Annotated in this window: 1 pseudogene; it reads left to right on the top strand. The window is 50.7% G+C overall.

Features of this window, described 5'->3' with window-relative positions:
• Positions 1-428, top strand: a pseudogene (locus ABHV44_RS16235) (hypothetical protein); the annotation flags it as partial.

The following is a 428-nucleotide window of genomic DNA, read 5'->3' as shown; positions in this document are numbered from 1 at the left end:
GCTACGGTGAACGATGGCTCTTGCCTTTTCACTGGAGACTCTTGTGACGATGGAGATCCTGAAACTGTGAACGACACCATCGATGAAAACTGTCAGTGCGGTGGAAACACTATTCCTGGTTGTACCGACTCAAACGCTTGTAATTACGATCCGAACGCCACAGTCGATGACGGATCGTGCCTGATCGTTGGTGAAACTTGCGATGACGGCAACGCTGCGACAATCAACGATGTGATCACCGAAAACTGCGAATGCGAAGGCGAAACCATTCCGGGCTGTACTAACATCAACGCCTGTAACTACGATCCAAATGCCACAGTGAATGATGGCTCTTGCCTCTTCACTGGCGATTCCTGTGACGATGGAAACCCAGAAACTGTGGACGACACCATCGATGAAAACTGTCAGTGCGGTGGCAACACCGTTCC

Origin of the sequence: Halocola ammonii (assembly GCF_049334165.1) — a bacterium.
GTDB lineage: Bacteria > Bacteroidota > Bacteroidia > Flavobacteriales_D > Sanyastnellaceae > JBEGHD01.
Note: the sequence above shows the minus strand (reverse complement) of the source record. Positions and strands in the feature narration are given on the sequence as shown.